19 protein-coding genes are annotated in these 23,934 nt (G+C 71.6%); 7 read left to right on the forward strand and 12 right to left on the reverse strand.

From position 1 onward, the window contains the following. Positions 1-4: 4 nt before the first annotated feature. The 4 genes from L3078_RS35135 to L3078_RS35150 all read right to left on the reverse strand — a co-directional run bounded on the left by L3078_RS35135 (position 5) and on the right by L3078_RS35150 (position 7,111). Positions 5-2,134 (reverse strand): 3-hydroxyacyl-CoA dehydrogenase NAD-binding domain-containing protein, encoded by a 2,130-nt coding sequence (locus L3078_RS35135; protein ID WP_239757955.1) that lies wholly within the window; start codon positions 2,132-2,134, stop codon positions 5-7. Next, positions 2,131-3,357 (reverse strand): thiolase family protein, encoded by a 1,227-nt coding sequence (locus tag L3078_RS35140; protein ID WP_239757956.1) that lies wholly within the window; start codon positions 3,355-3,357, stop codon positions 2,131-2,133. Before L3078_RS35140 ends, L3078_RS35135 begins: the two co-directional genes overlap by 4 nt. Before the next feature lie 251 nt (positions 3,358-3,608). After that, entirely contained in the window at positions 3,609-4,634 is a 1,026-nt protein-coding gene (locus tag L3078_RS35145; protein WP_239760582.1) for a LacI family DNA-binding transcriptional regulator, read from the reverse strand. 83 nt (positions 4,635-4,717) lie between these two features. Beyond that, a complete protein-coding gene (locus L3078_RS35150; RefSeq protein ID WP_239757957.1) occupies positions 4,718-7,111 on the reverse strand; it encodes a glycoside hydrolase family 2 protein in 2,394 nt (797 codons plus the stop codon). Between the two features lie 170 nt (positions 7,112-7,281). Between L3078_RS35150 and L3078_RS35155 the strand changes: the two genes are divergently transcribed. The 3 genes from L3078_RS35155 to L3078_RS35165 are packed head-to-tail and all read left to right on the forward strand — an operon-like array spanning position 7,282 to position 10,423. Next, positions 7,282-8,598, forward strand: coding sequence for an ABC transporter substrate-binding protein (locus L3078_RS35155; protein ID WP_239757958.1), 1,317 nt, complete (start codon positions 7,282-7,284; stop codon positions 8,596-8,598). Beyond that, positions 8,598-9,569, forward strand: a complete 972-nt coding sequence (locus tag L3078_RS35160) for a carbohydrate ABC transporter permease (protein WP_239757959.1) — start codon at positions 8,598-8,600, stop codon at positions 9,567-9,569. The genes L3078_RS35155 and L3078_RS35160 overlap by 1 nt, the downstream gene beginning before the upstream one ends. Then, positions 9,566-10,423, forward strand: a complete 858-nt coding sequence (locus L3078_RS35165; RefSeq protein ID WP_239757960.1) for a carbohydrate ABC transporter permease — start codon at positions 9,566-9,568, stop codon at positions 10,421-10,423. Before L3078_RS35160 ends, L3078_RS35165 begins: the two co-directional genes overlap by 4 nt. Positions 10,424-10,531: 108 nt before the next feature. Here the strand turns inward: L3078_RS35165 and L3078_RS35170 are convergent, their stop codons facing one another. The 3 genes from L3078_RS35170 to L3078_RS35180 all read right to left on the reverse strand — a co-directional run bounded on the left by L3078_RS35170 (position 10,532) and on the right by L3078_RS35180 (position 13,671). After that, a complete protein-coding gene (locus L3078_RS35170) occupies positions 10,532-11,833 on the reverse strand; it encodes an HRDC domain-containing protein (RefSeq protein WP_239757961.1) in 1,302 nt (433 codons plus the stop codon). A gap of 177 nt (positions 11,834-12,010) precedes the next feature. After that, positions 12,011-12,670 carry a helix-turn-helix transcriptional regulator gene (locus tag L3078_RS35175; protein WP_033529424.1) on the reverse strand — a complete coding sequence of 220 codons (660 nt, stop codon included), beginning with the start codon at positions 12,668-12,670 and terminating at the stop codon, positions 12,011-12,013. Between the two features lie 329 nt (positions 12,671-12,999). Next, complete coding sequence (locus L3078_RS35180) at positions 13,000-13,671, reverse strand: DUF3000 domain-containing protein (protein ID WP_239757962.1); 672 nt, start codon at positions 13,669-13,671, stop codon at positions 13,000-13,002. Between the two features lie 187 nt (positions 13,672-13,858). Here L3078_RS35180 and hemE point away from each other — a divergent pair, with 187 nt between their 5' ends. After that, on the forward strand, positions 13,859-14,926 hold the full coding sequence (hemE, locus tag L3078_RS35185; protein ID WP_239757963.1) for a uroporphyrinogen decarboxylase: 1,068 nt from the start codon (positions 13,859-13,861) through the stop codon (positions 14,924-14,926). A 10-nt stretch (positions 14,927-14,936) separates the two neighbouring features. Here the strand turns inward: hemE and L3078_RS35190 are convergent, their stop codons facing one another. Next, the gene (locus L3078_RS35190; protein ID WP_239757964.1) at positions 14,937-15,746 is read right to left on the reverse strand and encodes a rhomboid family intramembrane serine protease; all 810 of its coding nucleotides are present in this window, start codon (positions 15,744-15,746) and stop codon (positions 14,937-14,939) included. 123 nt (positions 15,747-15,869) lie between these two features. Between L3078_RS35190 and L3078_RS35195 the strand changes: the two genes are divergently transcribed. After that, complete coding sequence (locus tag L3078_RS35195) at positions 15,870-16,217, forward strand: hypothetical protein (protein WP_239757965.1); 348 nt, start codon at positions 15,870-15,872, stop codon at positions 16,215-16,217. 128 nt (positions 16,218-16,345) lie between these two features. On the opposite strand, the gene L3078_RS35200 is transcribed toward L3078_RS35195, so the two are convergent. Both L3078_RS35200 and L3078_RS35205 read right to left on the reverse strand, forming a co-directional pair. Next, positions 16,346-17,749, reverse strand: a complete 1,404-nt coding sequence (locus L3078_RS35200) for an FAD-dependent oxidoreductase (protein WP_239757966.1) — start codon at positions 17,747-17,749, stop codon at positions 16,346-16,348. A gap of 37 nt (positions 17,750-17,786) precedes the next feature. Continuing rightward, positions 17,787-18,800, reverse strand: coding sequence for a DUF4349 domain-containing protein (locus L3078_RS35205; protein WP_239757967.1), 1,014 nt, complete (start codon positions 18,798-18,800; stop codon positions 17,787-17,789). Positions 18,801-18,994: 194 nt separating this feature from the next. On the opposite strand from L3078_RS35205, the gene hemG reads away from it, so the two are divergent. Both hemG and hemQ read left to right on the forward strand, forming a co-directional pair. Then, positions 18,995-20,488, forward strand: a complete 1,494-nt coding sequence (gene hemG / locus L3078_RS35210) for a protoporphyrinogen oxidase (protein ID WP_239757968.1) — start codon at positions 18,995-18,997, stop codon at positions 20,486-20,488. Between the two features lie 5 nt (positions 20,489-20,493). Beyond that, positions 20,494-21,225: a hydrogen peroxide-dependent heme synthase gene (hemQ, locus tag L3078_RS35215; RefSeq protein WP_239757969.1), complete on the forward strand. Its 732-nt coding sequence runs from the start codon at positions 20,494-20,496 to the stop codon at positions 21,223-21,225. Positions 21,226-21,258: 33 nt separating this feature from the next. Here the strand turns inward: hemQ and L3078_RS35220 are convergent, their stop codons facing one another. Then, positions 21,259-22,881 (reverse strand): alpha/beta hydrolase, encoded by a 1,623-nt coding sequence (locus L3078_RS35220; RefSeq protein WP_239757970.1) that lies wholly within the window; start codon positions 22,879-22,881, stop codon positions 21,259-21,261. 125 nt (positions 22,882-23,006) lie between these two features. Beyond that, positions 23,007-23,792: a TIGR04222 domain-containing membrane protein gene (locus L3078_RS35225; protein ID WP_239757971.1), complete on the reverse strand. Its 786-nt coding sequence runs from the start codon at positions 23,790-23,792 to the stop codon at positions 23,007-23,009. Positions 23,793-23,934: the final 142 nt, after the last annotated feature.

Consider the following 23,934-nt stretch of genomic DNA (forward strand, 5'->3'; position numbering starts at 1 on the left):
ACGGTCACGCGGGGACCGAAGCCACCCCGGCCTCCAGGAACTTCTTGCCGTTGACGCGCTCGCTGACACCCTCGCGGTCCAGGTACGGCGTGATGCCGCCCAGGTGGAAGGGCCAGCCGGCGCCCGTGATCAGGCAGAGGTCGATGTCCTGTGCCTCGGCGACCACACCCTCGTCGAGCATGAGCCCGATCTCCTGGGCGACGGCGTCGAGCACCCGGGCCCGCACCTGCTCCTCGGACAGGACGGAGTCGCCCTGCTTGAGGAGCGCGGCGACCTCGGGGTCCAGCTCCGGCTTGCCGGAGTCGTAGACGTAGAAGCCGCGCTTGCCGGCCTTGACGACCGCGGCGAGGTTCTCGGAGACGGTGAAGCGGTCCGGGAAGGCCCGGTTGAGGGTCTCCGAGACGTGCAGACCGATCGCGGGACCGACCAGCTCCAGCAGGACGAGGGGAGACATCGGCAGGCCCAGGGGCTCCACCGCCTTCTCCGCGACCTCGACCGGCGTGCCCTCGTCGATGACGTTCTGGATCTCGCCCATGAAGCGGGTGAGGATGCGGTTGACGACGAACGCCGGGGCGTCCTTCACCAGCACCGCGGTCTTCTTCAGCTTCTTGGCGACGGCGAAGGCCGTGGCCAGCGAGGCGTCGTCGGTCTGCTCGCCCCGGACGATCTCCAGCAGCGGCAGGATCGCGACCGGGTTGAAGAAGTGGAAGCCCACGACCCGCTCGGGGTTCTTCAGCTTCGACGCCATCTCGGTCACCGACAGCGAGGAGGTGTTGGTGGCGAGGATCGCGTGCGCCGGGGCGACCGCCTCGACCTCCGCGAACACCTGCTGCTTGACGCCGATCTCCTCGAAGACGGCCTCGATGACGAAGTCGGCGTCGGAGAAGCCCTCAGCCTTGTCCAACACACCGGTGACCAGCGCCTTGAGGCGGTTGGCCTTGTCCTGGTTGATCCGGCCCTTGAGCAGCAGCTTGTCGATCTCGGCGTGGACGTAGCCCACACCCTTGTCGACGCGCTCCTGGTCGATGTCGGTCAGTACGACCGGCACCTCCAGGCGACGCAGGAAGAGCAGCGCGAGCTGGGAGGCCATCAGACCGGCGCCGACGACGCCGACCTTGGTGACCGGGCGGGCCAGGTTCTTGTCCGGGGCACCGGCGGGGCGCTTGCCGCGCTTCTGCACCAGGTTGAAGGCGTAGATCCCGGCACGCAGCTCGCCACCCATGATCAGGTCGGCGAGGGCGACGTCCTCGGCGTCGAAGCCCTGCTGGAGGTCGCCGTTCTTCGAGGCGGCGATGATGTCCAGCGCGCGGTAGGCGGCCGGGGCCGCGCCGTGCACCTTGCTGTCGGCGATGAACCGGCCCTTGGCGACGGCCTGGTCCCAGGCCTCACCGCGGTCGATCACCGGGCGGTCGACGACGATCTCGCCCTTGAGGACGGACGCCGTCCAGAGCAGCGACTGCTCCAGGAAGTCGGCGCCCTCGAAGAGCGCGTCGGCGATCCCGAGCTCGTAGACCTGCTTGCCCTTGAGCTGCTTGTTCTGGTTGAGGCTGTTCTCGATGATCACCGAGACGGCCTTGTCCGCACCGATCAGGTTGGGCAGGATCGTGCAGCCGCCCCAGCCCGGGACCAGGCCCAGGAAGACCTCGGGGAGCGAGAACGCCGGGAGGGCCGCGGAGACGGTCCGGTAGGAGCAGTGCAGACCGACCTCGACGCCACCGCCCATCGCGGCACCGTTGTAGTACGCGAAGGTGGGGACGGCGAGCGCGGACAGCCGCTTGAAGACCTCGTGGCCGCCCTTGCCGATGGCGAGCGCGTCGTCGTGGTTCTTCAGCAGCTCGACGCCCTTGAGGTCGGCGCCGACGGCGAAGATGAACGGCTTGCCCGTGACACCGACACCGACGATCTCGCCGGCCGCGGCCTCCTTCTCGACCTGGTCGATGGCGGTGTTCAGGTTCGCCAGCGACGCCGGGCCGAAGGTGGTCGGCTTGGTGTGGTCGAAGCCGTTGTCCAGCGTGATGAGCGCGAAGCGCCCGGCGCCGAACGGCAGGTCGAGGTGGCGTACGTGCGCGGACGTCACGACCTCGTCGGGGAACAGCTCGGCCGCGCCCTTGAGAAGCTCAGCGGTGGTGCTCACTTGTCGCCTCCGGCGTCCTTGTGGTGCGGGTTCTCCCAGATGACGGTGGCGCCCATGCCGAAGCCGACGCACATGGTGGTGAGGCCGTAGCGGACCTCCGGCTGCTCCTCGAACTGGCGGGCGAGCTGCGTCATCAGACGCACGCCCGAGGAGGCCAGCGGGTGACCGAAGGCGATGGCGCCGCCGTACTGGTTGACGCGCGCGTCGTCGTCGGCGATGCCGTAGTGCTCCAGGAAGGCGAGCACCTGGACGGCGAAGGCCTCGTTGATCTCGAACAGGCCGATGTCGGAGATCGACAGGCCCGCCTGGGCGAGCGCCTTCTCGGTCGCCGGGATCGGGCCGTAGCCCATGACCTCCGGCTCGACACCCGCGAAGGAGTACGAGACGAGGCGCATCTTCACCGGGAGGTCGTTCTCGCGGGCGAAGTCCTCGGACGCGATGAGCGAGGCGGTGGCGCCGTCGTTCAGCCCGGCCGCGTTACCGGCGGTGACCCGGCCGTGCACGCGGAAGGGGGTCTTGAGGCCCGACAGGTTCTCCAGGGTCGTCCCCGGCCGCATCGGCTCGTCGGCGGTGACCAGGCCCCAGCCCGTCTCGCCGGCCTCGGCGTTGGTGCGGCGCACCGAGATCGGTACCAGGTCGGCCTGGATCTTGCCGTTGGCGTACGCCTTGGCGGCCTTCTCCTGGGAGCGCACGGCATACTCGTCGGCGCGCTGCTTGGTGATCGTCGGGTAGCGGTCGTGCAGGTTCTCGGCGGTCATGCCCATGAACAGGGCGGACTCGTCGACCAGCTTCTCGCTGACGAACCGCGGGTTCGGGTCGACGCCCTCACCCATCGGGTGGCGGCCCATGTGCTCGACACCGCCGGCGATGGCGACGTCGTACGCGCCGAAGGCGACGGAACCGGCGACCGAGGTGACGGCGGTCAGGGCGCCGGCGCACATCCGGTCGATGGAGTAACCGGGCACCGACTGCGGCAGACCGGCGAGGATGCCGGCCGTGCGGCCGATGGTGAGGCCCTGGTCACCGATCTGCGTGGTCGCGGCGATGGCGACCTCGTCGATCTTCGCGGGCTCCAGGCCGGGGTTGCGGCGCAGCAGCTCCCGGATCGCCTTCACGACGAGGTCGTCGGCGCGGGTCTCGTGGTAGATGCCCTTCGGGCCCGCCTTGCCGAACGGGGTGCGGACGCCGTCGACGAAGACGACTTCCTTGACGGTACGAGGCACGATGGCTCTCCTCCAGAGGTGCGGGACGGCACTGCTGCGACGCGCAACCGCTGAGCGCGCGCTCAGGCCCATGCTACTTGCGAGTAACAGTGCTGCCCACCCCTGGGCGAGGGAGCGGCGAAGGTCACACGCGTTCCCCATGTTACCGCCGGTTACATGCATCGCCCTCAGGGGCGCGAGGCTGTGTCTGATATGCGGCTCCGCCGCGTGGGGGCGACCAGTCGAAACCAACCCGCAGTCCGCCACGGTCCTCAAGGAGCAGTCGCAGTGGACCCTCTCGGAACCAGCACAGGCGTGGCCACCGGATGCGACACCCCGACCTCACCGTCCCCCGCGATCACCCCGAACAACGTCCGCCCCACATCCGCCCCGAACCCGTACACGTCATGACTCATCGCGGACAACGTCGGCCGCGTCAACCGGCACAACTGCGAGTCGTCCCACGCCAGCAACGACACCTCCTCCGGCACCCGCACCCCCATCTCCGCCGCCACCGACAACCCCGCCACCGCCATGATGTCGTTGTCGTAGACGATCGCCGTAGGACGGTCACCCCGCGCCCCGGTCAGCAGCGACCGTGTCGCCCGCGCCCCCGCCTCGCCCGAGAAATCGGTCGCCACCTGCCACGCCCCGGCCAGCCGCAACTCCCGCGCCACCTGATCGAACGCCGCCGTACGAATGGCCGTGTGCCCCAGCGCGGCAGCGCCCCCCACCCGGGCGATCCGCCGATGCCCCAGCGCCGCCAGATACCGCACCGCCTCCGTCACGGCGGTCGCGTCGTCCGTCCACACGGACGTGAGCCCGCCGGTCAGCGACGGATGCCCGACGGCCACCACCGGCACCCCCAGCCGCCCCACCGCGGCCACTCTCGGATCGTCCGCGCGGAAGTCGACGAGGATCGACCCACTGACCTGCCGCCCCCGCCACCACGCGTCCTGGAGCCCCACCTCCTCCTCCAGGGTCCGCACCAGCCGCAGCAGCAGGGAACAGGACCGCTCGGTCAGCACGCTCTCCACGCCGGAGATGAACTCCATGTAGAACGGTTCGAGCCCGAGCTGCCGGGCGGGCCGGCAGATCGCCAGCCCCACCACGTCGACCCGCTGACTCGACAACGACCGCGCCGCCAGGTTCGGCGCCCACCCGAGCTGCCGTGCCGCCGCGAAGATCCGGTCCCGTGTGGCGTCGGCCAGCCCCGGCTTCCGGTTGAACGCGAGCGACACCGCCCCCTTGGACACCCCGGCCAGCGCGGCGACGTCCTTGATGGTCACGCGCGGGATCGAAGCCGGACCCGACGGCGGAACCGGACCCGACGACGAAGACGGACCCGACGGCGAGGGCGGTGGCGGAGTCGGTGAGGCGCTCACCGGGCGGGCTCCACGCAGTACAGCACTCGTCGCACGTCCTCCACGTCCGGCACGCCCTCCAGCCCGTCCACGCCGATCGTCACCCGCTCACCCGGCAGCAGGGTGACCAACCCGGTGTCGGCCCGCGCCGCCGGCCCCAGCCGGTCCGCCTGCAGCAGCAGGTCCCGCACCAGCGTCCGCGCCGTCACGGTCACCGCACCCGGCCCGACCTCGACCTCGAACTCCGGTACCGGATAAGGCACTTCACGATCCGACACCGGGAAGTACACCGCCCGCAGCGGCCCCATCCCGTCCCGCCCGTCGGCCACCAGGAACTCCTTCGCGCCCACGGGCTCCACCTCACGCGGCACCCGCACCTCGGCCACCGTACGCGCGCCGGCGGACACCTCCACCGCCACCTCGGCGACGACGACCCCCTCCACGGACATCCGCCGCAACCGCAGCCCACCCGGGACCCAGGGCTCACCCGCCTGGTTCACGACGGCCAACACCAGCCCCTCTCGCCGGACTTGCAGCGTCAGCAGCCGGTCCGCGTACAGCCGGCGCAGCTCGTGGTAGAGCGGCTTCTCCCGGCCGTCCCCGTCGACCGCCGCCCACGAGGTCACCGGCCAGCAGTCGTTGAGCTGCCACACGACCGTGCCCGCGCACACCGGCCAGTGCGAACGCCAGTGCTCGATCCCGGCGGCGATCGCCCGTGCCTGGTTGACCTGCGTCAGATAGTGCCAGCGGTCGAAGTCCCCGTCCGGCACGACGAAATGACGCGCGAGCCCCCGCTCCAGCTTCCCGTTGCCGTCCTCGGCCTTCTGGTGGTGCAGCATGCCGGGGGAGTCGGGCGCGAGTTCCTCACCGGGCAGCGCCCGCCGCAGGGTCGCGTACGCGGGCGGCGCCTGCCAACCGAACTCGGCGACGAACCGCGGCACGTTCGCCCGGTACTCCGCGTAGTCCTCCCGGTTCCACACCTCCCAGGAGTGGTGCGTGCCGTGCGCGGGGTCGTTCGGATGCCGGTCCCACGACCCCGACCACGGACTGCCCGCCGTGTACGGCCGGGTCGGGTCCAGCTCCGCGACCACCCGCGGCAGCAGCCCCAGGTAGTACCCCTCGCCCCACGACTCCCCGGCGAGCCGCTCCTCCCAGCCCCAGTCCCGGAACCCCCACAGGTTCTCGTTGTTGCCGTTCCACAGCACCAGCGACGGATGCGGCATCAGCCGGACGACGTTCTCCCGCGCCTCGGCCTCCACCTCGCCCCGCAGCGGCTGTTCCTCCGGGTAGGCCGCGCACGCGAACGGGAAGTCCTGCCAGACCAGCAGCCCCAGCTCGTCGCAGACGTCGTAGAAGTCCTCGCTCTCATAGATCCCGCCGCCCCAGATCCGGACGAGATCGACCCCGGCCCCGGCCGCCTGGCGCAGCCGCTCCCGGTACCGCTCGCGGGTGACGCGGGAGGGGAACACGTCGTCCGGGATCCAGTTCACCCCGCGCGCGAACAGCCGCTCCCCGTTGACCGCGAGGGTGAACCCGGTCCCGTGCTCGTCGGCGCCCCGGTCCAGCTCCACGGTCCGGAACCCCACCCGCCGACGCCACACATCGAGCGCGTCGCCCTCGCCGTACAGGGTCAACTCCACCTCGTACAGGGGCTGTTCACCGTAGCCGCGCGGCCACCATAGCTCCACGCCCGGCACCTCCAGCCGGACCGTGCCGCTCGTCCCCTCGACCTCCGCGGCCGCGGTGACCCCGGCCACCCGGGCCTGAAGCCGCAGCCCCGCCTCGACGGCCGCCCGCTCCACGTCGACGAGCAGCTCCACCCGCCCCGTCGTCCCCTCGACGGTCACCAGCGGCCGTACGCGGGCGATCCGGGCCGTGGACCACCTCTCCAGCCGAACGGGCCGCCAGATCCCGGCGGTCACGAGAGTCGGCCCCCAGTCCCAGCCGAAGGAGCACGCCATCTTCCTGATGAACTGGAACGGTTCCGGATAGGCGTTCGGCCGGTCGCCGAGCCGTCTCCGCACCGCCTCGGCCTCGGCGTACGCGGAGGCGAAGCGCACCGAGAGCAGACCGCTCGTCCCGGTGATGTCGAAGCGGTACGAGCGGTGCATGTTCCGTACCGAGCCGAGCAGTCGGCCGTCGAGCCGGATCTCGGCGGCGGTGTCGAGCCCGTCGAAGACCAGATCGGTCTGGTCGTGCCCGCCGGCCGCGCCCCCGGGCAGCTCGACCTCGTACGTCCACTCCCGGCGCCCCACCCACGCCACCTCGTCCTCGTTCCGCCCGAGGAAGGGGTCGGGGATCAGCCCGGCCGCCAGCAGATCGGTGTGCACGCACCCGGGCACCACGGCGGCGAGCGGTCCCCGCTCGTGCCGGAGGATCCAGCCCTCGGTGAGCGGTGTGGCGTCCAGCATGCGCACTCCTAAACCGGTCCAGTCAGTGGTCCGACACGATCGCGAAATCTTTCGGCAGCCTTGGCGAAATAGGGACTTTACCGGTTCAGTGAACGGCTGCCAGAGTGCCGAACCAGCCATCCACCATCCATCCCACCCGTGCTCGTCCGTCCCGAACGGAGCTGGTGCACATGAACCACCGGAAGACGCTCACCGGAACACTGCTGGCGGCCGCGCTTCTCGCGTCGGGCTGCACCGGCGGCGGCGGAAGCTCCAAGGGCGCCGACGCCGAGGCGGCCGACGACCCGGCGCAGGTGTCCGGATCCATCACGGTCCTCACCCACCGGACGGACATCGTGCAGGACGGCACGATGCAGAAGTACGCCGACGTCTTCAACAAGACCTATCCGAAGGTGAAGGTGAAGTTCGACGCGATCACCGACTACGAGGCCGAAGTCAAGATCCGGATGAACACGGACAACTACGGCGACGTGCTCATGATCCCGGCCGTCATCAAGAAGAACGACTACCCGAAGTTCTTCGCCTCGCTCGGCACCCAGAAGGAGCTGAGCCAGAAGTACCGCTTCACCGACTTCACCGCCGTCGACGGCAAGGTCTACGGCCAGAGCCCGATGGGCGCGGCCCCCGGCTTCCTCTACAACAAGCGGATCTGGGCCGAGGCCGGCGTCACCGACTGGCCCACCACCCCGGCGGAGTTCCTCACCGCGCTGAAGGCCATCAAGTCCAAGACCGACGCGGTCCCGTACTACACCAACTTCGCCGCCCAGTGGCCGCTGAGCCAGTGGACCGCCGTGAACGGCTCGGTCAGCTGCGACACCGAGGCCACCACCCGGCTCGCCGAGGGCAACCCGTGGGGCGAGGACGGCGAACTGCGCGTCGCCGACCAGCTGTTGTACGACATCGTGCACCAGAAGCTGATCGAGAAGGACCCGACGACCACCAACTGGGAGAACTCCAAGCCGCAGTTGGCGAAGGGCGAGATCGCGACGGCCTGGCTGGGCAGTTGGGCGGTCATCCAGTTCCGGCAGGCCGCCGAGAAGGCCGGCGCCGACCCCGACGACATCGGTTTCATGCCGTTCCCCGCCCGCGTCGACGGCAAGGCCTGCGCGACCGTCAACCCCGACTACAACCAGGCCGTCAGCATCCACTCCAAGCACAAGGAGGCGGCGCGCGCCTGGGTCGACTGGTTCACCGACAAGTCGGGCTACGCGCAGGACAACCTCTCGATCTCCACGCTCAAGGACGCCCCCCTGCCCGAGGTCCTGAAGCCGTACGAGGAGAAGGGCGTCGAACTCATCGAACTCGACGACGCCGAGGGCGCGAAGGTCAAGGAGATCGACAACGCCTCGGAGGTCGGCATCAACGCGCCCGCCTACCGCCAGGAGCTGGTCGACATCGCCCGGGGCGCCAAGGACGGCGACATCGACGACTTCCTCGACGACCTCGGCAAGCGCTGGACCGAGGCAGCGAAGACCGTGGGGTCCTGATGCCCCACGCGCGTACGACATCCCCCTCGCACGCGACGGAGAAGGTGGCGCGGCCCTCGACGGCCGCGCCCCGGCCTCCCACGCCACGGCGCGCCCCTCGCGGGGTGCGCCTGTGGCGCGGGCTCACCCCCTGGCTCTTCCTGGCCGTCCCGCTGGCCCTGCTGATCACCTTCACCTACGCGCCGGTCGCCAACATGCTGGCGTACAGCTTCACCGACTGGGACGGCGTCAGCCCCGAGCTGAGCTACACCGGCACGGACAACTACGTCGAGATCTTCACCCGCCCCGAGCTGTTCCGGGTCTTCTTCGTCAGCGGGTACTACCTGGCCGCGTCGGCCGTGCAGATCGCGCTCGCCCTCTACTTCGCGACCGTCCTCAGCTTCAACCTCCGCTTCCGGAACCTCTTCAAGGGCATCCTCTTCTTCCCGTACCTGATCAACGGCGTCGCCATCGGCTTCGTCTTCCTCTACTTCTTCCAGGACGGCGGCACCCTCGACTCGGTCCTCGCCCTGTTCGGCCACGAGTCGGACCGCGCCTGGCTCGGCACGGAGACCTCCGCGAACGTCTCCCTCGCCGGCGTCTCGGTCTGGCGCTACATGGGCCTGAACTTCGTGCTCTTCCTCGGCGCGATCCAGTCGATCCCGGGGGAGTTGTACGAGGCGGCCGAACTCGACGGCGCGAACCGCTGGCACCGGTTCCGCTACATCATCGCGCCCGGCATCCGGCCCGTCCTGAGCCTGAGCGTGATCCTCTCGATCTCCGGCTCGCTCTCGGTCTTCGAGATCCCGTACATCATGACGGGCGGCGCCACCGGCACCGAGACCTTCGTGATCCAGACCGTGAAGCTCGCCTTCCAGTTCAACAAGACGGGCCTCGCGTCCGCCGCCGCGGTCGTCCTGCTGCTGATCATCCTGGCGGTGACGTGGCTGCAACGCCGACTGGTCCCCGACGACAGGGTGGACCTCGTATGACGACGCTGACGACCCCCACCCCGGTGACCCGTGGGCGAGTCGCCCGCACGCTCACCTATCTGTCCCTGGTCGGCGCGTCGGTCGTGGTGCTGCTGCCGCTGCTCGTGGTCCTGCTGACCTCGCTCAAGACCGAACGGGAGATGGCGGACGACAGCGGCGCCCTCACACTGCCGGACAGCCTCCTGAACTTCGAGAACTACGCGACGGCGTTCCGCGACGGCGAGATGCTCACCGCCTTCGGCAACACGGCCTTCATCCTGTTCTTCGCCATCACCGGAACGGTCCTCATCGGCTCGATGGCGGCCTACGCGATCGACCGCTTCACCTTCCGCTTCCGGAAACTGGTGGTCGCCCTCTTCCTCGTCGCCACGCTCGTCCCCGGCGTCACCACCCAGGTCGCGACCTTCCAGATCGTCGACAGCTTCGGCATGTTCGACACCCTCTGGGCGCCGATCGCGCTCTACATGGGCACCGACATCGTCTCGATCTACATCTTCCTGCAGTTCGTGCGATCGATCCCGGTCTCCCTCGACGAGGCCGCCCGGCTGGACGGCGCCAACGCCTTCACGATCTACCGGAAGATCATCTTCCCGCTGCTCAGACCGGCGGTCGCCACGGTCGTCATCGTCAAGGGGATCACCGTCTACAACGACTTCTACATCCCCTTCCTCTACCTGCCCTCCGACGACCGCGGCGTCATCTCCACGTCCCTCTTCCGCTTCAAGGGCCCCTTCGGAGCCCACTGGGAGACGATCTCGGCAGGAGCGATCCTGGTGATCCTGCCGACCCTGATCGCCTTCCTGCTGCTCCAGAGATTCATCTACAACGGCTTCACGAGGGGAGCGACGAAGTGAGGGCGCCTACTCGCCGCAGGGAACGGCAGGCTTTTCAGGGGCGCGGGGAACTGCGCGAGCAACCACACACAACCCGCACCCGCCCGCACTGACCAGCCCCTCTGGCGACTAGGCGCCCTTGACCTTCGCCACCGCCCGCATCGCCCCCACCAACACCGGCGTCACCAGCTCCACCTGCCAGGCCCGAGCCCCGTACCCGGCCAGCGCCGCGGAGATCGACTCGGCGTCGGCCGTGACCGGCGGCTCCCAGCACAGCCGCCGCACCGTGTCCGGCGTGATCAGGTTCTCCTGAGGCATGGCGAGCTGCTCGGCGAGAGCGCTCACCCCCGCCCGCGCCGCGGACAGCCGTGCCGCCGCCGCCGGATCCTTGTCGGCCCACGCCTTCGGCGGCGGCGGCCCCGTCATCGGCTGCCCGTGCGCCGGCAGCGCGGAGTCCGGCAGGGCCCTGGCCCGGTCCACCGCGGCCTGCCACTGTTCCAGCTGCCGCCGTCCCATCCGGTGGCCGAACCCGGTCAGCGCGGCCAGCGCGTGCGCGTTGACCGGCAGGGCCAGCGCCGCCTCCACGATCGCCGCGTCGCTCAGCACCTTGCCCGGTGACACGTCGCGCCGCTGCGCGATCCGGTCCCGCGCCTCCCACATCTCCCGCACGACCGCCATCTGCCGGCGCCGCCGCACCTTGTGCATCCCGGACGTACGCCGCCAGGGGTCCTTGCGCGGTTCGGCGGGCGGCGCGGACGCGATCGCGTCGAACTCCTGCCGCGCCCACTCCAGCTTCCCCTGCCGGTCCAGCTCCTTCTCGAGGGCGTCCCGCAGGTCCACCAGGAGCTCCACGTCGAGCGCGGCGTAGCGCAGCCACGGCTCGGGCAGCGGGCGGGTGGACCAGTCGACCGCGGAGTGGCCCTTCTCCAGCACGTAGCCGAGGACGCCCTCGACCATGGCGCCGAGGCCGACCCGGGGGAACCCGGCGAGGCGTCCGGCCAGCTCGGTGTCGAAGATCCGCGTCGGCACCATGTCTATCTCGCGCAGACAGGGCAGATCCTGGGTGGCCGCGTGCAGCACCCACTCCACGCCGGAGAGCGCCTCGCCGAGGCCGGAGAGGTCGGGGCAGGCGACGGGGTCGATGAGCGCGGTGCCGGCGCCCTCACGGCGCAGCTGCACCAGATAGGCCCGCTGACCGTAGCGGTAGCCGGACGCGCGTTCGGCGTCCACGGCGACGGGGCCGGAGCCGGCGGCGAAGGCGGCGATCACCGCGGCGAGCGAGGACTCGTCGGCGATCACGGCCGGAATGCCGTCCCTCGGCTCCAGCAAAGGGATCGGCGCCCCCGCTTCAGAGGATCCGCCGTCGTCCGGAGGGGCGCCTCCGGTGGTTCGCAGGGTCCTGTCTGCTGCGGTCTCTTGGGCGTCGGTCACCTGTCAAGGGTATCCGTGTATGGACATGGCCCGCCGACGGAACGTTCCGCCGACGGGCCTTGTGGGGTCGTAAACCAGTCACGTGTCACACGTGTCAGTGAATGTTCCCGGCGAACCGGGAGAGGCCGGACGCGCCGGGACGATCCCGGCCTCTTCGCTGTCCCGGCCTCCCGGGCGTCAGTGGATGATCCCGGTGCGCAGGGCCACCGCCACCATTCCGGCGCGGTCGCCGGTGCCGAGCTTGCGTGCGATTCGGGCCAAGTGGCTCTTGACCGTGAGCGCGGACAGGCCCATGGAGACGCCGATCGCTTTGTTCGACTGTCCCTCCGCGACGAGGCGCAGTACCTCGACCTCGCGGCCGGACAGTTCCCGGTAGCCGCCCGGGTGGCTCGGGGCGCCCGGGGGGCGGCGGTGCATACGGGCGGCGGAGCCGATGGGGGCGGCGCCGGGGCGGGTGGGCAGCCCGATGTTGGTACGGGTGCCGGTGACGACGTATCCCTTCACACCGCCCGCGAGGGCGTTGCGTACGGCGCCGATGTCGTCGGCGGCGGAGAGGGCGAGGCCGTTGGGCCACCCCGCCGCGCGGGTCTCGGAGAGGAGGGTGAGGCCGGAACCGTCCGGCAGGTGGACGTCTGCGACGCAGATGTCACGGGGGTTGCCGACGCGGGGACGGGCCTCGGCGATGGACGAGGCCTCGATCACGTCGCGGACCCCGAGGGCCCACAGGTGGCGGGTCACGGTGGACCGGACCCGGGGATCCGCCACCACCACCATCGCGGTCGGCTTGTTCGGACGGTAGGCGACCAGGCTTGCGGGCTGCTCGAGGAGAACGGACACCAGGCCTCCTGGGTGCGGGACGGGGGCCGGCTCGCTGGGCTCGTGGGGTCGAAGCCGGGACGAACCGTGCTTTCAAGGTCACAGAGGTCTTCGGCACCAAACCTCTGCTCCTTTAGAGAATGATCACGATTTGGTGAGTAACAATACGTTCAATTCGGACAAATCTTCGATCATTCGAAGATCGAACGGTGTCGCATCATGTCGATACGCGGCCGAAAGTGGCCGTATCGACAAAGAGATGGTTGAGATCGGCGTGGTGGCTCGCACGTGAAAAGGACCGTGCTCGGCGAGCACGGTCCTTCACGAACACGGTCCTTCAGGGGGAGGGGTCAGCGGGACTGCGGCCCCCGCCGCTGCGGCAGCGACACCACCGCCGCGTCCCCGGGGTCGACCGCCGGCGGCAGGCCCGCGATCTGGGCGAGCAGGTCGCACCACGAGGCGAGGTGCGCGGCGGTGTCGGGAACCCCGCCCAGGACCTCGCGCGGGGTCCACGACGCCCGGATCTCGATCTGTGACGCGGCCGGCCGCGACGCCAGCCCGCCGAAGTAGTGCGAGCCGGCCCGCGTCACCGTCCCGCTCGGCTCCCCGTACGACAGCCCCCGGGTCTGCAGCGCGCCGGTCAGCCACGACCAGCACACCTCCGGCAGCAGCGGATCCGCCGCCATCTCGGGCTCCAGCTCCGCCCGGACCAGCGTCACCAGCCGGAACGTGCCCTGCCACGCGTCGTGTCCCGCCGGGTCGTGCAGCAGCACCAGCCGGCCGTCGGCCAGATCCTCGTCGCCCTCGACGACCGCGGCCTCCAGGGCGTACGCGTACGGGGCGAGCCGCTGGGGCGGCTTGGTGGCCTCGATCTCGATCTCCGGCCGCAGCCGTGTGGCTTTCAGCGCTTCGACGGCGGAGCGGAACGGCAGCGGTGCCGTCTCCCTCGCATCGCGCTCCCCCTCCTTCGCGTCGTCCATCCCGCCAGCGCCGTCCGACAGTCGTCCCTGAGCCGCAGCCATGCCGGAACATTAAGGGGAACGGGGCCCCTGCGGAGGGCAAGACACCCGTGCGCTGGGTCACGGTCGGATCGCGCTGAGCGAACGCGGGCCCCGCCGACGGCCGCGGGAGCCGACCCCGGAGGGCGCGGGCCCCGGCCGTCCCCGACCCGGGCCGTCGCTGTCAAGTGGGCGTGGGAGACTTTGCCTCGTGAGTGCCAACGCCAGCCCCTCGGGCCACCAGCCGACCGCCACGTACAACTCAGCCTTCCTGAAGGCGTGCAGGCGCGAGCCCGTGCCGCACACACCGGTGTGGTTCATGCGGCAGGCCGGGCGCTCGCTCCCCGAGTACCTGAAGGCGCGCGAGGGCATCCCCATGCTGGAGTCGTGCATGCGGCCCGAGCTGGTCACCGAGATCACCCTCCAGCCGGTCCGCCGGCACCGGGTGGACGCGGCGATCTACTTCAGCGACATCGTCGTCCCGCTCAAGGCCATCGGCATCGACCTCGACATCAAGCCCGGCGTCGGACCCGTCGTCGAGAAGCCGATCCGCAGCCGCGCCGACCTCGCCCAACTGCGCGACCTGACCCCCGACGACGTCTCCTACGTCACCGAGGCCATCGGGCTGCTCACCGCCGAACTCGGCGAGACCCCCCTCATCGGCTTCGCCGGCGCCCCCTTCACCCTCGCCAGCTACCTCGTCGAGGGCGGCCCGTCCCGCACGTACGAGAACGCCAAGGCGATGATGTACGGCGACCCCGAGCTCTGGGCCGACCTGCTCGACCGCCTCGCCGGGATCACGTCCGCGTTCCTCAAGGTGCAGATCGAGGCGGGCGCCTCCGCCGTCCAGCTCTTCGACTCCTGGGCCGGAGCGCTGGCCCCCGCGGACTACCGCCGCTCGGTGCTGCCCGCCTCCGCGAAGGTCTTCGACGCCGTCGCCGGGTACGGCGTCCCCCGCATCCACTTCGGCGTCGGCACCGGTGAGCTGCTGGGCCTCATGGGCGAGGCCGGCGCGGACGTCGTCGGCGTCGACTGGCGCGTCCCGCTCGACGAGGCCGCGCGCCGCGTCGGCCCAGGCAAGGCGCTCCAGGGCAACCTCGACCCGACCGTCCTGTTCGCCGGCACGCAGGCCGTCGAGACCAAGACCCGCGAGGTCCTCGACTCCGCCGCCGGTCTGGAGGGCCATGTCTTCAACCTCGGCCACGGCGTCATGCCCAGCACCGACCCGGACGCCCTGACCCGGCTCGTGGAGTACGTCCACACGCAGACCGCGCGGTAGACGCTCCCGGTCACCACCCCGCCCGCGCCCGTCTGCCGAACAGCAGGCCGCGTGGTTCGGGTGGGGGTGGGGTGCCGGGGCGCAGGGGCCAGGCGAGGAGCATGCCGGCGACGAAGCCGACGAGGTGGGCCGCGTACGCGACCGTGCCGACGTCGGAGACGCCGTCGTCGGACGAGTAGACGGCCTGGAGCACGAACCAGGAGCCCAGCACCAGCCAGGCGGGCAGTCTCAGCGGCAGGAAGAGCAGGAACGGGACGAGGATCCAGACCCTGGCCTTCGGGTAGAGGACGAGATACGCCCCGAGGACGCCGGCGATCGCCCCGGACGCGCCGATCAGGGGCTCCCCGGAGTCGGCGTTGAGGAACGCGTAGCCGTACGACGCCGCGTACCCGCAGGCCGCGTAGAACAGCGCGAACCGTACGTGCCCCAGCCGGTCCTCGATGTTGTTGCCGAAGATCAGCAGGAACAGCATGTTGCCCAGCAGGTGCAGCCAGCCGCCGTGCAGGAACAGCGCGGTGAGGACGGACAGCGCGGGCGACTTGTCGTAGCCCGGCGGGCCCAGCGCGCAGCCGCCCGACGGGGCGAGTTCGCCGGTGGGCACCAGCCGCGGCAGCTGATGGCGGATCAACTCCTGGGGTATCGCCGCGTACTGCTCCAGGAACGCCTGTGTGTGGCACAGCCGGACCGCCGCGCTGTCGCCCGGCACGGAGCCGGCGAGTCCCGGCATGAAGACGAAGACGAAGACGTTCGCGGCGATGAGTGCGTAGGTCACGTAGGGCGTGCGGCGCACGGGGTTCACGTCATGGACGGGGATGACCACACCGGACTTGTGCCCGCGATACGGGGCCGGAATCAGGCGGGTCGGTGGCCGGTGAACGTACGGGGCGGGTGGTGCGTATGACTTCTCAACCGCGGATCTACGTATCTACGTGAGGAACAGGCGATGAACGACCGAGTTGCCCCGGCGATGCACGCCACCCCGGATGGAGAGGCCGAGATCTCGTTGGTGGTGCGGCTGCCCTGGGAGGACGTGGCCGCGCTCGGCCAGGAGGCGGGGCGGCTGGCCGCGCGGATGCAGCGGCCGGTGACCCTGGACGAGGCCGTGAGCCACCGGTTGCGGTCGGCGCGGCCGGCGGCGGCCCACGCGAAGCCGACCGCCGCGCCTACGACGCCGCCCGCGGTGACGTCCGCGATGCCGTCAGCCGCGTCGGTGTCCTCGCTGCCCTCGCGGCCGCCGACGGAGCAGGCTCGGCAGGCCATCGATCGGATCACCGGTACGTCAGCCGTGTGACGGGGAGCGCCGGGGGAGCGCCGTGGGGGTGCTGTGCCTCGCCGGGTGCGGGTGCGGGTGCGTCGTGGCTGGTCGCGCGGTTCCCCGCGCCCCTGGAGGCCGCGCCCCTGGGTTGACAGGCGCCCGGCTCAGGAAGCGCCCGACCTCACCGCTGCCGTCGCCTTTCTCGCCGCCACCAGGATCGGGTCCCAGACCGGGGAGAAGGGTGGGGCGTAGCCGAGGTCGAGGGCGGTCATCTGTTCCACCGTCATGCCGGCGGTGAGGGCCACCGCCGCGATGTCGACACGCTTGCCCGCGCCCTCCCGGCCGACGATCTGGACGCCGAGGAGACGGCCGGTACGGCGCTCCGCGAGCATCTTCACGGTCATGGGGGCGGCGCCGGGGTAGTAGCCCGCGCGGCTCGTGGACTCGATGGTGACGGTGACGTACTGCAGGCCGGCCCGGTCGGCGTCCTTCTCGCGCAGGCCGGTGCGGGCGATCTCCAGGTCGCAGACCTTGCTGACGGCGGTGCCGACGACACCGGGGAACGTGGCGTAGCCGCCGCCGACGTTGGCGCCGATGATCTGGCCGTGCTTGTTGGCGTGGGTGCCGAGCGGGATGTGCCGCTCGCGGCCCGAGACCAGGTCGAGGACCTCGACGCAGTCGCCGCCGGCCCAGATGTTCGCGTGGCCCCGCACGCGCATCGCGAGATCGGTGAGCAGGCCGCCGTGGTCGCCCAAGGGCAGCCCCGCCGCGCGCGCCAGCTCCGTCTCCGGGCGGACGCCGATGCCCAGCACCACCACGTCCGCCGGGTACTCGGCGTCGTCGGTGGCGACCGCGCGGACGCGGCCGTCGTCGCCGGTCCGCAGGGCGGTGACCTCGGCGTCGTCGACCATGGTGATGCCCATGCCCTCCATGGCCTTGTGCACCAGCCGGCCCATGTCCGGGTCCAGCGTGGACATCGGCTCCTTGCCGCGGTTGACGACCGTGACCTCGTAGCCCCGGTTGATGAGCGCCTCGGCCATCTCCACGCCGATGTATCCCGCGCCGACCACCACCGCGCGACGGCCCTCCGTCGCGGTCAGCGTGTCCAACAGGGCCTGGCCGTCGTCCAGGGTCTGCACACCGTGCACCCCGGCCGCGTCGACGCCGGGCAGGTCGGGGCGGATGGGGCGCGCGCCGGTCGCGATGACCAGCTTGTCGTAAGCGGTCCAGGACTCGGTGCCCGCGTCGAGGTCCCGCGCACGGACGCTGGCGCCCTCGACGTCGATCTCCACGACCTCCGTACGCATCCGCAGGTCGATGTCCCGGGCCCGGTGCTCCTCGGGCGAGCGGGCGATGAGGTGGTCCCGCTCGGGGACGTCGCCGCCCACCCAGTAGGGGATGCCGCAGGCCGAGAAGGAGGTGAAGTGGCCCCGCTCGAACGCCACGATCTCCAGGGCGTCGGGGCCCTTCATCCGGCGGGCCTGCGACGCGGCGGACATGCCCGCCGCGTCGCCCCCGACGATCACCAGGCGTTCCCTCGAACGTGCTTCAGCGCGGCTCGTGTTCATGGGGACACGCTACGGGGGGCCGTCCGCCGGGCTGGCGTCACTCCCGCTCCTGCCGCCCCTGCCCCTCCTCCCGCGACTCCGGCTCCCGCTGCTCCTTCTCGTCCGGCCCGGCGGCCGGGAGCGACGCGGCCGCTCCCGCCGTCGCCGTCGCCCGCGCGGGCCGGCGGGAGCGGGTGAGGCGGTACCACACGAGCAGCACCACGGCCGTCGTCACCGCGAAGGGGAGGACCGCGGCGAGGGCCATGGCCAGCCAGCGGAAGACGGCGACGAACGCGTTCCAGCCGCCCGAGAGCGCGTCCGCGAAGCCGGGGTCGTCGTCCACGGGAGCCTTCTTCACCGCGGTCTCGGACAGGGTGAGCGTGATCGTGGCCAGGCTGGTGCGGTCCTTCAGGGACTTCTGCTGGGCGAGCAGGGACTCCAGGTCGGCCTGACGCGTGCTCAGCTCGCCCTCCAGGGTGACCACGTCGCCGAGCTTGGTCGCCCGGTCCATCAGCTCCCGGATGCGGGCCACACTCGCCCGCTGCGTCTTGATGCGGCTCTCCACGTCGACGACCTGGTCCGTGACGTCCTCGGCCTTCGTCTTCCGCTCGATCAGCTTGCCGGTGCCCTCCAGCTCGGTCAGGACCTCCTCGTACTTCTCGGCGGGCACCCGCAGGACGACCCGGGTGCGCTCGCGGTCCTTGCCGTCCCGGGTGGTGGACTCGCTGCCGACGAAGCCGCCCACGCCCTCGACGGCGGTGCGGGCCTCGTCCAGGGCCTTCGGCACGTCCTTGACCCGCACGGTCAGGGTGGCGGTGCGGATGATGTGGCTCGGGCTGACGCTCGGCGGCGCGTCGGAGTTCTTGCCCCCGCCGGAGGAGTCGCTGTTGCCGCTCTGGTCGGCGAGGGCGCCCTCCTGCCGGGCCATGCTGCGGTCGCTCGTGCCGCTCTTGGCCGAGTCGGCCCCGGAGTCGCGAGCGGTGCAGCCCGTGACCGTCAGGGCGGCGGCGAGGAACAGGGCCGCCAGGGCCCCTGCGGGCCGCCGGGAACGTCGTACGCGTGTGTCGGCCATTGCTGTGTGCCCCCCGGGCGTCGAGAAATGCCTGTCTGTCGTGCTGACGGTCCTTTGACGCCGGAGCGGACCGGAACGTTGGGCGGAGGCAGTCGCGAAGCGGTCACGGTCGGGACTCGGCCGGGCCACGGCCGAGCCGCCGGGCGGGCGGGACCGGCGCCATGACTGTCAGTGACGTCTGAGAGGGTGGAACCATGAGCGGATCGGGTACGGAGGCCGGGCGCGACGCCGGGCATGTCGTCGTCATCGGGGCCGGTGTCGCGGGGTTGGCCGCCGCGCACGGACTGCTGAACCGGGGCGCGAGAGTGACCGTCCTGGAGGCCTCGGACCGGGTCGGCGGCAAGCTGCTGCCGGGCGAGATCGCGGGTGCCCGCGTCGACTTCGGCGCCGAGTCGATCCTGGCCCGCCGGCCCGAGGCGGTCGCCCTCGCCCGGGAGGTCGGCCTCGCCGACCGGCTCCAGCCGCCCGCCACCGCCACCGCCTCCCTGTGGACCCGGGGCGCCCTGCGGCCCATGCCCAAGGGACACGTCATGGGTGTCCCCGGCACCGCGTCCGCCCTGGCCGGGGTTCTGTCCGACGAGGGCCTGGCCCGCATCGAGCGCGACGCCGACCTGCCGCGCACCGAGATCGGCGACGACGTGGCGGTGGGGGAGTACGTGGCCGCACGCCTCGGCCGCGAGGTCGTCGACCGCCTGGTGGAGCCGCTGCTCGGCGGGGTCTACGCCGGTGACGCGTACCGCATCTCGATGCGCTCGGCCGTCCCGCAGCTCTTCGAGGTCGCGCGGACCCACACCTCCCTCACCGAGGCCGTCCGGGGCATCCAGCAGCGGGCGGCCGCCGCTCAGCAGACGGGGCCGGTGTTCATGGGCATCGAGGGCGGCGTGGGGCAACTGCCGCTCGCCGTCGCCGAGTCGGTGCGGGCGCGCGGCGCCGAGATCCTCACCCGCACCCCCGTCACGGAACTGCGCCGCCCGGCCTCGGGCGGCTGGCGCGTCGTCGCCGGAGGCGGCGGGGGCGCCGGGGATGCGGTCCCCCGGGTCCTGCACGCCGACGCCGTCGTCGTGGCCGTCCCCGCCCCGGCCGCCGCCGGCCTGCTGCGGGCCGAGGCGCCCGCGGCCGCCACCGAGCTCGCGGCCGTCGAATACGCCTCGATGGCCCTGGTCACCCTCGCCTACCGCCGCGCCGACGTCACCCTCCCCGAGGGCAGCGGGTTCCTGGTGCCGCCGGTCGACGGCCGCACCATCAAGGCGTCCACGTTCGCGTCCCAGAAATGGGGCTGGATCGCCGACGAGAACCCGGACCTGCTGGTCCTGCGCACGTCGGTCGGCCGGTACGGCGAGACGGCGATCCTGGAGCACGACGACGCCCACCTGGTGGAGGTGTCGAGAACCGACCTGCGCGAGGCCACCGGTCTGACCGCCGCCCCCCTGGAGACCCGCGTCACCCGCTGGGACGACGGCCTGCCCCAGTACCCGGTCGGCCACCACGCGCGCGTGGCCCGCCTCCGCGAGCACCTCGGCAAACTGCCGGGCCTCGCGGTCTGCGGCGCCGCCTACGACGGCGTCGGCATCCCGGCGTGCGTCGCGAGCGCCGCCGCCGCGGTCGACCAGATCCACGGTGACCTGCGCGCGGTGCGGCATCTCACCGCCCACCCGGTGCAGAGCCTCCACGGCGGAGCGGGAGAATGAGAGCCATGAGCGACGACGCCCCCACCACCGAGTCCGGCCGCATCCCGAACAAGGGCAAGCTGGCCAAGGACCTCAACGAGGTCATCCGTTACACGCTGTGGTCCGTCTTCAAGCTGAAGGACGTACTGCCGGAGGACCGCGCCGGTTACGCCGACGAGGTCCAGGAGCTGTTCGACCAGCTCGCCGCCAAGGACGTGACCATCCGCGGTACGTACGACGTGTCGGGTCTGCGCGCCGACGCCGACGTCATGATCTGGTGGCACGCCGAGACCGCCGACCAGCTCCAGGAGGCGTACAACCTCTTCCGCCGCACCCGGCTGGGCCGCGCGCTCACCCCGGTGTGGTCGAACATGGCGCTGCACCGCCCCGCCGAGTTCAACCGCTCGCACATCCCGGCGTTCCTCGCCGACGAGACGCCCCGCGACTACGTCAGCGTCTACCCCTTCGTGCGCTCCTACGACTGGTACCTGCTGCCCGACGAGGACCGCCGCCGCATGCTCGCCGACCACGGCAAGATGGCCCGCGGCTACCCCGACGTCCGGGCCAACACGGTCGCCTCCTTCTCGCTCGGCGACTACGAGTGGATCCTCGCCTTCGAGGCCGACGAGCTGTACCGCATCGTCGACCTCATGCGGCACCTGCGTGCCTCGGAGGCCCGGATGCACGTCCGCGAGGAGGTCCCGTTCTACACGGGCCGCCGCAAGTCGGTGGCCGAGCTGGTGGCGGGCCTGGCGTAAGCGGCTCAGAGGGGCGCGGGGAGAACTGCGCGATCAACCAAGACGGGCCGCCGCCGCAGCCGCCTGACTGCGGGACCCGGCGGGACCTGATCGCGCAGTGCCGGGCCTCGGCTCCGGCCGCCCCGCGCACGCGGCCCGCCGCTCCGGCACCCGCCCCTCCAACAGGTACGCCTCCAGGTATCCGTTGACGCACCTGTTCGTCCCACCCGCCACCCCGTGGTTCCCCGCGTCCCGCTCGGTCACCAGGACCGCCCCCGAGAGCCGCCGGTGCAGCTCGATCGCCCCGTCGTAGGGTGCCGCCGCGTCCCGCTCGGCCGCCAGGATCAGCGTCGGCGGCAGCTCACCGGGCCCGGTCCGCACGTCGAGCGGCCGTTGCCGCGGGCCGCTCCAGTAGGCGCAGGGCAGGTTCGTCCACACGTTGTCCCACGTCTCGAAGGGCGCGGTCCGGGCGAGCCGGGTGTTGTCGCGGTCCCAGTCCCTCCACCGCGTCGGCCAGGGCGCGTCGTTGCACTCGACGGCCGTGTAGACGGCTTTGGCGTTCTCCTGCTCGACGGCGGCCTCCGGGGACGGACCGGCGATCCGGACCAGCGGCTTCGGGTCGCCCTTCAGATACGCGGAGAGCGCCAGGGCGCGCTGCGGCCAGTGGTCGTCGTAGTACGCGGCCTGGAGGAACGCGCCCTGCAGCTGGCCCGGGCCCACCGTGCCGCCGGCGGGTCGGGCGGCCAGCCGGGCCGCCGCCCGCTCGTAGCTCCGCAGCACCTGGTCCGGGGTGTCGCCCAGCCCGTAGACCCGGTGGTGCCGGGCGGCCCAGGCCCGGAAGTCCGCCCAGCGCCCCTCGAACGCGGCGGACTGGTCGAGGTTGTTGCGGTACCAGATCTGCTCGGGCGCCGGGTTCACGACCGAGTCGAACACCATCCGGCGTACGTGCGAGGGGAACAGGGCGGCGTACAGCGCCCCGAAGTACGTCCCGTACGACGCCCCCATGAACGTCAGCCGTGGTTCGCCGAGCGCGGCCCGCAGGACGTCCAGGTCACGGGCGTTGTTGAGGGAGTGGTAGTGCCGCAGCGCGCTCCCGCCCCGCCGCGCGCAGTCCCGCGCGTAGGCCTTGGCGCGCGCGACGCGTTCCTTCTTGTACGACTCCGAGGGGTGCGTCGGCGCGGGGGCGGGCCCCCGGTGCAGGCGCTTCGGGTCCTGGCAGGACAGCGGTGCCGAGCGGCCGACTCCGCGCGGGGCGTAGCCGACGAGGTCGTAGGCGGCGCCGACGCGCTTCCAGTCCGGGAGGTAGCCGACGAGGGGGAAGTACATTCCGGAGGCGCCGGGTCCGCCCGGGTTGAACACGAGCGCGCCCTGCCGGGCGACCTTCCTCCCCTTGGCGTCCTTGCCCTTGGCCTCGACGCGGCTGACGGTCAGTGAGATCTGCCGGCCGTCGGGCCGCGCGTAGTCGAGCGGCACCTTGACCGTCCCGCACCGCACGCCGTCCGGCAGCCCCTCCGCCACCGGGCACTTCCCGAACCGGATGCCCTCGTCGGCGGCCCGCGCGGCCGCGACGGCGACCGACTCCGCCGCCGTTCGGCTCATGTCCCCCTCGGCGGGCGCGGCACCGAGGCCACTCAGCACCACCGCCCCGACGGTCCCGTAGAGAACGGCAGCCCGCATGGCGAATCCCTCCGAAGCACGACAGCGACAAAGGGATGTTTGGCGTTAAATAGGGCGAATGTAAAGGACTGTCGGGGAGTGTCGCGGTCGCTATCGCTATCGCTATCGCTGTCGCTGCTCGGTCGCTATCGCTGCTCGAACGCCGCCCGCAGTTCCGGAGATCCCACCGCCCCCACGCCCCAGACGGCCACGGAGACGAGTTCCGCCAGGTCGCCACCGCCCCGGCCGGCGACGGTCCGCAGCACCCGCATCCCCTCCGGTGTCGCCCAGCGGGTACCCGGGTGCCGCTCGACCCGTGCGATGACCAGGCAGCTGAGCGTCAGCACCAGCGGCAACGCGAACCACAGCGCGACCAGCACCCGGTGCTCCTCGAACCCCTGCGAGGGCAGCATCAACGCCAGTGCCCCGAGTCCGCAGACGCCCAGCGCGGCACCCCGTACCTGGGTGACCGCGTCGGCCATGCCCGTGCGCGCGGCGTCGGGCACGGCCAGGCCCGCCGCGACGAGCCGGTCGGAGAGGCGGCGGACGGAGTCGGCGGTCGCGGCGGTCCGTCGTACGGGCGCTATCCGGGACTGTCCGCCGGGGCCTATCGCGCCGATCACGGAGCGCTCGATGTCGTCCCGTCCGTCCGGGTCCACCACGGTCACCCACCCGGTGTGCGCGAGCAGGAGTCTGCGGTGGCCGGCCATGGAGACCAGGGTGAGGTCGGCGACGCGGGCCGGGCCGCCGGACAGGAACGCGGCCTCGTACAGCGTGAGCCGGTGGCAGTGGTGGGCGTGGTCGGCGTGGTCGGCGTGGTCGGCGTGGACGTCGGAGTCGGCCGCCGCCGCGCGCAGCGAGGTGAGACAGAGTCGGGCACAGGACACGCCGGCGGCGGCCCAGGCCAGCAGGAGGAAGAGGACCCAGAGCATGGCGCGTTTCTATGCGCAGGCCCCGGGCCGCACCGGGCGATGTCCGTAATCCGCGGGGAAGGTGCCCGCTCTCTTCCGTTTGTTCGCCGTCGCGGTCCGCAATTGCCAGGACCCGGGGGCGTGGGCGGGCGCGGACGGGGGA

Origin of the sequence: Streptomyces deccanensis (assembly GCF_022385335.1) — a bacterium.
Lineage (GTDB): Bacteria > Actinomycetota > Actinomycetes > Streptomycetales > Streptomycetaceae > Streptomyces > Streptomyces deccanensis.

Excerpts from the sequence above, each read along its gene's own strand:
- L3078_RS35150 (WP_239757957.1), bottom strand. The coding sequence starts at position 7,111 with ATGCTGGACGCCACACCGCTCACCGAGGGCTGGATCCTCCGGCACGAG.
- L3078_RS35155 (WP_239757958.1), top strand. The coding sequence starts at position 7,282 with ATGAACCACCGGAAGACGCTCACCGGAACACTGCTGGCGGCCGCGCTT.
- L3078_RS35160 (WP_239757959.1), top strand. The coding sequence starts at position 8,598 with ATGCCCCACGCGCGTACGACATCCCCCTCGCACGCGACGGAGAAGGTG.
- L3078_RS35165 (WP_239757960.1), top strand. The coding sequence starts at position 9,566 with ATGACGACGCTGACGACCCCCACCCCGGTGACCCGTGGGCGAGTCGCC.
- L3078_RS35180 (WP_239757962.1), bottom strand. The coding sequence starts at position 13,671 with ATGGCTGCGGCTCAGGGACGACTGTCGGACGGCGCTGGCGGGATGGAC.
- L3078_RS35195 (WP_239757965.1), top strand. The coding sequence starts at position 15,870 with ATGAACGACCGAGTTGCCCCGGCGATGCACGCCACCCCGGATGGAGAG.
- L3078_RS35200 (WP_239757966.1), bottom strand. The coding sequence starts at position 17,749 with ATGAACACGAGCCGCGCTGAAGCACGTTCGAGGGAACGCCTGGTGATC.
- L3078_RS35205 (WP_239757967.1), bottom strand. The coding sequence starts at position 18,800 with ATGGCCGACACACGCGTACGACGTTCCCGGCGGCCCGCAGGGGCCCTG.
- hemG (WP_239757968.1), top strand. The coding sequence starts at position 18,995 with ATGAGCGGATCGGGTACGGAGGCCGGGCGCGACGCCGGGCATGTCGTC.
- hemQ (WP_239757969.1), top strand. The coding sequence starts at position 20,494 with ATGAGCGACGACGCCCCCACCACCGAGTCCGGCCGCATCCCGAACAAG.
- L3078_RS35220 (WP_239757970.1), bottom strand. The coding sequence starts at position 22,881 with ATGCGGGCTGCCGTTCTCTACGGGACCGTCGGGGCGGTGGTGCTGAGT.
- L3078_RS35225 (WP_239757971.1), bottom strand. The coding sequence starts at position 23,792 with ATGCTCTGGGTCCTCTTCCTCCTGCTGGCCTGGGCCGCCGCCGGCGTG.